The sequence below is a fragment of the Kocuria sp. SM24M-10 genome, assembly GCF_001027955.1.
GTDB classification, from domain to species: Bacteria; Actinomycetota; Actinomycetes; order Actinomycetales; family Micrococcaceae; genus Kocuria; species Kocuria oceani.
In genome coordinates this window covers 1-5,735 of record NZ_LDNX01000156.1, presented here as the reverse complement: position 1 = coordinate 5,735, position 5,735 = coordinate 1, and the positions used below count along the sequence as shown (strand labels likewise).

The following is a 5,735-nucleotide window of genomic DNA, read 5'->3' as shown; positions in this document are numbered from 1 at the left end:
GGGCTGCTCGGCGACGGGCGTCACCGGCAGGGTGGGCTGCTCGGCGACGGGCGTCACCGGCAGGGTGGGCTGCTCGGCGACGGGCGTCACCGGCACGACGGGTGCCTCAACGGTGCCACTGCCCGGGGTCGACCCCTGTCCCCGACCGTTGCCGTTGCCATTGCCGCCCTGATTGCCCTTGCCCCCCGGCTGTGGTGCGGCGGAGACGGCGGCGAGCTCCGGCGCCGCCGATGCGGTGATGCTCACCGGTACTTCGGCGACCGACTCCGCAGAGCCCTGGAGTTCCTGCGCGAAGGCGCCGCTGAATCCGGAAAAAGTCAGTGCGGTCGCCGTCGGAGCGACGAGCAGCGCGCGTGCGATGTTGGATTTCATGATTGGTCCATCCCCCATGGTGTGAACAAGCTAGCAAGGATTAACGTATGTAAATCGTCCTTGTACGCGCGTCCCCACTTCCTGTGACGGACCTGTGACGGCCTGCAGGACTCAGCAACGAGGACCGCGCACCGCCTCTGCCGTCCGTCGACGGTTCGGAAAGCGGACTCACGATCCCCGAACCGGCGAGGAGGAACATCGCTGCGGGTGGGGAGGCCCCCGCGACGAGGTCGCCCCCTGAGGTCGACGTCCCGACATCGTCGCCGGTCACCGCGTGGAAGCCAGTGCGGAGAGGAGGGCGTTGTCCCCTCCCGGAGATGCCCCGGTCCCCGCAGCAGGGACCGGTCGACGCAGCAGGGACCGGTCGACGCATGTTGCAGGCCCGACCGCCGGCGTCGGACGCCGGCCGGTTCCCTGACACGCACCGGTCGATGCCGGTCGAGGCGGGGCCGTACCCGAGCGTCCCCCTAACTGTGGCCGTCGGGTCGGCCCTTGGGGGGGTGCCTCTATGGTTTTCGTCAAGCGGCCAGGGCTACCGGTGACGGAGCCTGTGGCTCGGTGGGGTCTCGGTAGAGAGCGCCGTGGCGCAGCATGGCGAAGAGCACGTCGGTCCGGCGGCGGGTCAAAGGCGATGATCGCTTGGTGGTGGCGTTCGCCCGGGGCTCGTTTCCGGTCGTAGTAGGCCCGTGACGGGGTGTGGTGCAACGAGGCGAAGGCCGAGAGGAACAGCGCCCGCCTCGGCCGCTTGTTCCCACCGCGAGGTGCGTGCTCCCCGCGGATCGAGGTTCCCGTCGGTCTGGCGGCAGGGACGATCCCGGCGTAGGAGGCCAGGTGCCCGGCATCAGCGAAGTCCTTGCCGACGACCTCGGTGAGGATCCTCGCGGCGGTCCTGACGCCGATGCCGGGCATCGAGGTCGGGCCGCGGAAAGAGGACGGGCCTCGACCTGGGCGGGCACCGTGGCGCGCTGGTGGATCCAGGCGACCAGCTGCCCGGCGAGGATCGGGGCGACGGTGGCGGCGGCCTCGGTGCCGGCCACGGCATGGTGATCGGACCTGCCGGCGTCGAGGCCGATGAACACGGCCGGACGGAGCTCTTCCATGGCGGCTTCCTCCTCGACGTGGACCCATGGCATGTGCTCGCCGGCTGGGTGCTGGTCACGCTCGGCATCCGCGTTGTGTAGGTCCCTCAAGAAGAAGGTCGTGCCTCTGTCAGCGATCCGCGACCACCGGACCGGTTCTCGGTGACAACATCCCCCGGATCATCGACGACTGGGTGCACACGATCATGCCGAGGACCGCCGGGCAGCACTCCTTCATCAGCACGGACGGAGGAGCCACGGAGAACGTAACGGGGGGATGGCACAGCGGCACGCAGGAGCGCGTCGCAAGGCCGGCAGATGGCACCGGGAAGGATGCAGAAACGCCGCCGTCCACATGTGGAAGTGGACGGCGGCGTCGGAGGGGTGCTTACTGCTCGAAGCGGAAGTTCTTCGGGGCGACCGTGAGCCCGGACGGCGTGACCGTCAGGCCCCGCGAGCGGTCGAGCTCGCGGTCCACGCCCACCTGCACGCCCGGGGGCACCACCACGTTCTTGTCGAGGATGCACCGCTCGACCACCGCGCCCTCGCCCACCTGAACGTTGGGCAGCAGGACGGACTGGTTGACCGTGGCGTCGTTGTGCACGAGCACCTTGGGGGAGAGCACCGACTCGGAGACCCGGCCGCCGGTGACCAGCACCCCGGCGGAGAGGATCGAGTCGGTGGTCAGTCCGCCTTCCCCGTGCGGGCCGCGCACGAGCTTGGCCGGCGGGGCCTGCAGCTCGTGCGTGTAGATCGGCCACGCGTAGTTGTAGAGGTTGAAGACCGGCAGCGGGCGGATGAGGTCCATGTGCGAGTCGTAGTAGGAGTCCAGGGTGCCGACGTCGCGCCAGTACTGGCGGTCCCGGTCCGTGGAGCCGGGCACGTCGTTGTGCGTGAAGTCGTAGACGGCGGCCTCACCGCGGTCCGCGAACCACGGCATGATGTCCCCGCCCATGTCGTGCGCGGTGTCCTCCTTGCCCTCGTCCGCACGCAGCGCCTCGACGAGGGCGTCGGTGTCGAAGACGTAGTTGCCCATCGAGGCCAGGAAGGCGTTGGGGTCGTCCGGCAGGGGCGCGGTGCTCTCCGGCTTCTCCACGAACCGGGTGATCTTCGTGACGTCCTGCGGGTCGGTCTCGATCACCCCGAAGGATGTGACCATCTCCATGGGCTGGCGCACGCCGGCCACCGTGGCTCGGGCGCCCGACTTCACGTGGAAGTCGACCATCGCGGAGAAGTCCATCCGGTAGACGTGGTCGGCGCCGACGACCACCACGATGTCCGGGCGGGCGTCGTCGACGAGGTTCAGCGACTGGAAGATCGCGTTGGCCGACCCCAGGAACCAATCCTTGCCGCGGCGCTGCTGCGCGGGCACGGTGGCCACGTAGTTGCCCAGCTGGGTGGACAGCCGCCAGGTCTGGGAGACGTGCTGGTCCAGGGAGTGGGATTTGTACTGGGTGAGCACCACGACCTGCAGGTAGCCCGAGTTCACGATGTTGGACAGGGCGAAGTCGATGAGCCGGTAGCTGCCCCCGAAGGGCACCGCGGGCTTGGCGCGGTCCTCAGTCAGCGGCATGAGGCGTTTGCCCTCGCCTCCGGCCAGGACGATGGCGAGTACCTTCTTACGGTGGGGCATTGCGGACCTCTCTGACTTCGACGGCAACGGGCAGCCTCTCCGCCTCGCGGTGCGGAACCACTCGACAGGCGCCTTCATTGTGTCTTAACACGCGGAATGCCGTGCGATCCCGGACACAGCCGTGCCGATGTGTCATCAGAACTGGGGATGTCGGCGTCCCACGGTGGCGTACCCGTGGCAACGCCGCGATCCTGCAGTACGCTCGGGACCGTGCGAGTCGATATCTTGTCCAAGGAGTTCCCGCCCGAGATCTACGGCGGCGCCGGAGTCCACGTGTCCGAGCTCTCGCGGGTCCTGGCCCCGCTGGTCGACCTGAGGGTGCGGTGCTTCGGTGCCCCGCGCGAGCCGCGGGTCAACGGCGTGGAGGTGCAGGCCTATCCGGTGCCCGCTGACCTCAGCGGCGCCAACGCCGCGATCCAGACCCTCGGCGTCGACCTCGCCATGATCGACGACATCGCCGGCGCGGACCTGGTCCACTCGCACACCTGGTACGCCAACATGGGCGGGCACCTGGCGTCGCTGATGTACGGGATCCCGCACGTGCTCTCCGCGCACTCGCTCGAGCCCCTGCGCCCGTGGAAGGCCGAGCAGCTCGGGGGCGGCTACGCGGTGTCCTCCTTCGTGGAGAAGACCGCCTACGAGGCCGCCGCCGCGATCATCGCCGTCTCCGACGGGATGCGCGACGACATCCTGCGCTCCTACCCCGAGGTCGACCCCGAGCGCGTGCGGACCGTGCACAACGGCATCGACGTCAGCCAGTGGGTCCCGGACGAGGGCACCGACGTCCTCGAGTCCTACGGCATCGATCCCGCCAAGCCCTCGGTGGCCTTCGTGGGCCGGGTGACCCGGCAGAAGGGCGTCCCCTTCCTGTTGCGCGCCGCCGCCCAGCTGCCCGACGACGTCCAGCTCGTGCTGTGCGCCGGCGCGGCGGACACCCCGGAGCTCGGGGCCGAGGTCAACGCGCTGATCGACGAGCTCAAGGCCACCCGCTCCGGTGTGGTGCTCATCGAGAAGATGTTGCCGCGCCGGGAGATCGTGCAGATCCTCTCCGGGGCCACGGCCTTCGCCTGCCCCTCGGTCTACGAGCCGCTGGGCATCGTCAACCTCGAGGCCATGGCCTGCGGCACCGCCGTGGTCGCCTCGGCCACAGGCGGCATCCCGGAGGTCGTCGTCGAGGGCGAGACCGGCCGGCTGGTGCCGCTGGAGCAGGTCCAGGACGGCACCGGCACACCCCTGGACCCGGAGAAGTTCGTGGCCGACTTCGCCGCCGCCCTCACCGACGTGGTCACCGACCCGGCCCGGGCCCGGGAGATGGGCGCGGCCGGCCGCCGCCGCGCCGAGCAGCACTTCTCCTGGGAGTCCATCGCCGAGCGGACCGTGGAGGTCTACCGCTCCGTGCTGTGAGCCGCTCGGGCGGCTTCGGCGCCGCCGGCTCCGATGTGAACTGCGGGCCAGCCTGTGGTAGATTATTTCCTGTTGCGTTCAGGAAAGAACGGCCGGAAACGGCGCGATGTTCCTCCTGGATCCACTCGCGCGGGTGGCGGAATAGGCAGACGCGCTAGCTTGAGGTGCTAGTCCTCGTATTAGAGGGTGGGGGTTCAAGTCCCCCCTCGCGCACAGGAATCGGCCCGACCGGCCGGAGACGACAGCCCCGTCGTCGACAGGAGAACGAGTCCTGTTGACGGCGGGGCTGATGTCGTCCTCGGGGCAACCCTCGGAGAGCGTATGCGCCAGGACGGGTCGACGACCTGGGCCTGGGGCGGTGCCCGGCTGGCTGTCAGAGCGGCGGCCGAGCTGCGGTCGCAGTCCCCGACGGCTCGCGACGTTCCCACGGGGGACATCGAGCAGCTGACCGGCGTCGAGCCCGGAACTGGCGGCGAGTTCTCCGGGGGCAGCCAAGCACATCATGCCGGCTCTCGGAGCCCGGCCGGTCGACGGGCTCACCCGCGCCGACGTCGCGTCCTGGTACAACGCCCTGGAGGCGGCGCTCGAGACGCGCAGTCCGCCCAGGCCCTGCTGTCGACGGCATCGACGACAGCGGTCGGAAATCAGGCCCTTCACAGATGAGCATGGGTCGGTGCTTTCCGCCACGTCCGGTGGCCGCCGGCGGCAAGCAGGGCGCGAAGCCGGTAGTTCTCGAAGTTCCGGAAGCCGCGGGCGACCCTGCGCATCGTCTCGATGACGCCGTTGATCGCCTCTGTGGGGCCGTTGGATGCCCCGTCGGTGTCGAAGTAGGACAGGATCGCCGACCGCCACCTCCGCAGCGTGCGGCCCAGCCGGGCGACCTCTGGAATCGGGCAGGTCGGGAACAAGGCAAGGATCTCGGCGACGAGCCGGCGTCCGTGCTCGGGACGGGCGTGGTAGACGGCGCGCAGCTTCTGGTAGCAGTGCCAGGCGAGGGTGACCTCGTGGTGCGGGTCCCCGGCCGCCAGCTTCGCGTTCAGCCGGGTGATCTGCTTGGCGGTGAGGTGCTCGGCACCGATCTGCAGAGTCCGGCGGATGCCGTAGAGCGGGTCTCCGGAACGCCCGCGGTGGCCCAAGGTGTCCTGCTGCACCCTGCGGCGCACCTCGTCGACGACCTGCCCACCGAGCTTCACGACATGGAAGGCGTCCAGGACGGTGATCGCCTCAGGGAGCTCGTCGCGGATCGC

General features: G+C 69.6%; 4 protein-coding genes, 1 tRNA gene and 2 pseudogenes. 3 read left to right on the top strand and 4 right to left on the bottom strand.

Annotated elements, in window-relative coordinates:
• Together ABL57_RS22065 and ABL57_RS21510 are read right to left on the bottom strand one after the other, a co-directional pair.
• Positions 1–372: pseudogene (locus tag ABL57_RS22065) on the bottom strand (hypothetical protein); the annotation flags it as partial.
• A gap of 518 nt (positions 373–890) precedes the next feature.
• A pseudogene (locus tag ABL57_RS21510) lies at positions 891–1,409 on the bottom strand (transposase); the annotation flags it as partial.
• Here ABL57_RS21510 and ABL57_RS22580 point away from each other — a divergent pair.
• Positions 1,341–1,553, top strand: coding sequence for a hypothetical protein (locus tag ABL57_RS22580; RefSeq protein ID WP_047804970.1), 213 nt, complete (start codon positions 1,341–1,343; stop codon positions 1,551–1,553). The pseudogene ABL57_RS21510 and the gene ABL57_RS22580 overlap by 69 nt on opposite strands.
• Before the next feature lie 286 nt (positions 1,554–1,839).
• On the opposite strand, the gene glgC is transcribed toward ABL57_RS22580, so the two are convergent.
• The gene (glgC, locus tag ABL57_RS18560) at positions 1,840–3,084 is read right to left on the bottom strand and encodes a glucose-1-phosphate adenylyltransferase (RefSeq protein ID WP_047804969.1); all 1,245 of its coding nucleotides are present in this window, start codon (positions 3,082–3,084) and stop codon (positions 1,840–1,842) included.
• Between the two features lie 210 nt (positions 3,085–3,294).
• Here glgC and glgA point away from each other — a divergent pair, with 210 nt between their 5' ends.
• Both glgA and ABL57_RS18550 read left to right on the top strand, forming a co-directional pair.
• The gene (gene glgA, locus ABL57_RS18555) at positions 3,295–4,488 is read left to right on the top strand and encodes a glycogen synthase (protein WP_047804968.1); all 1,194 of its coding nucleotides are present in this window, start codon (positions 3,295–3,297) and stop codon (positions 4,486–4,488) included.
• Positions 4,489–4,615: 127 nt separating this feature from the next.
• Positions 4,616–4,701 (top strand) — tRNA-Leu (locus ABL57_RS18550).
• Positions 4,702–5,141: 440 nt separating this feature from the next.
• Here ABL57_RS18550 and ABL57_RS18545 read toward each other — a convergent pair.
• Positions 5,142–5,735, bottom strand: a 594-nt coding sequence (locus ABL57_RS18545; RefSeq protein WP_047804967.1) for an ISL3 family transposase, incomplete at its 5' end; no start/stop codon positions are given.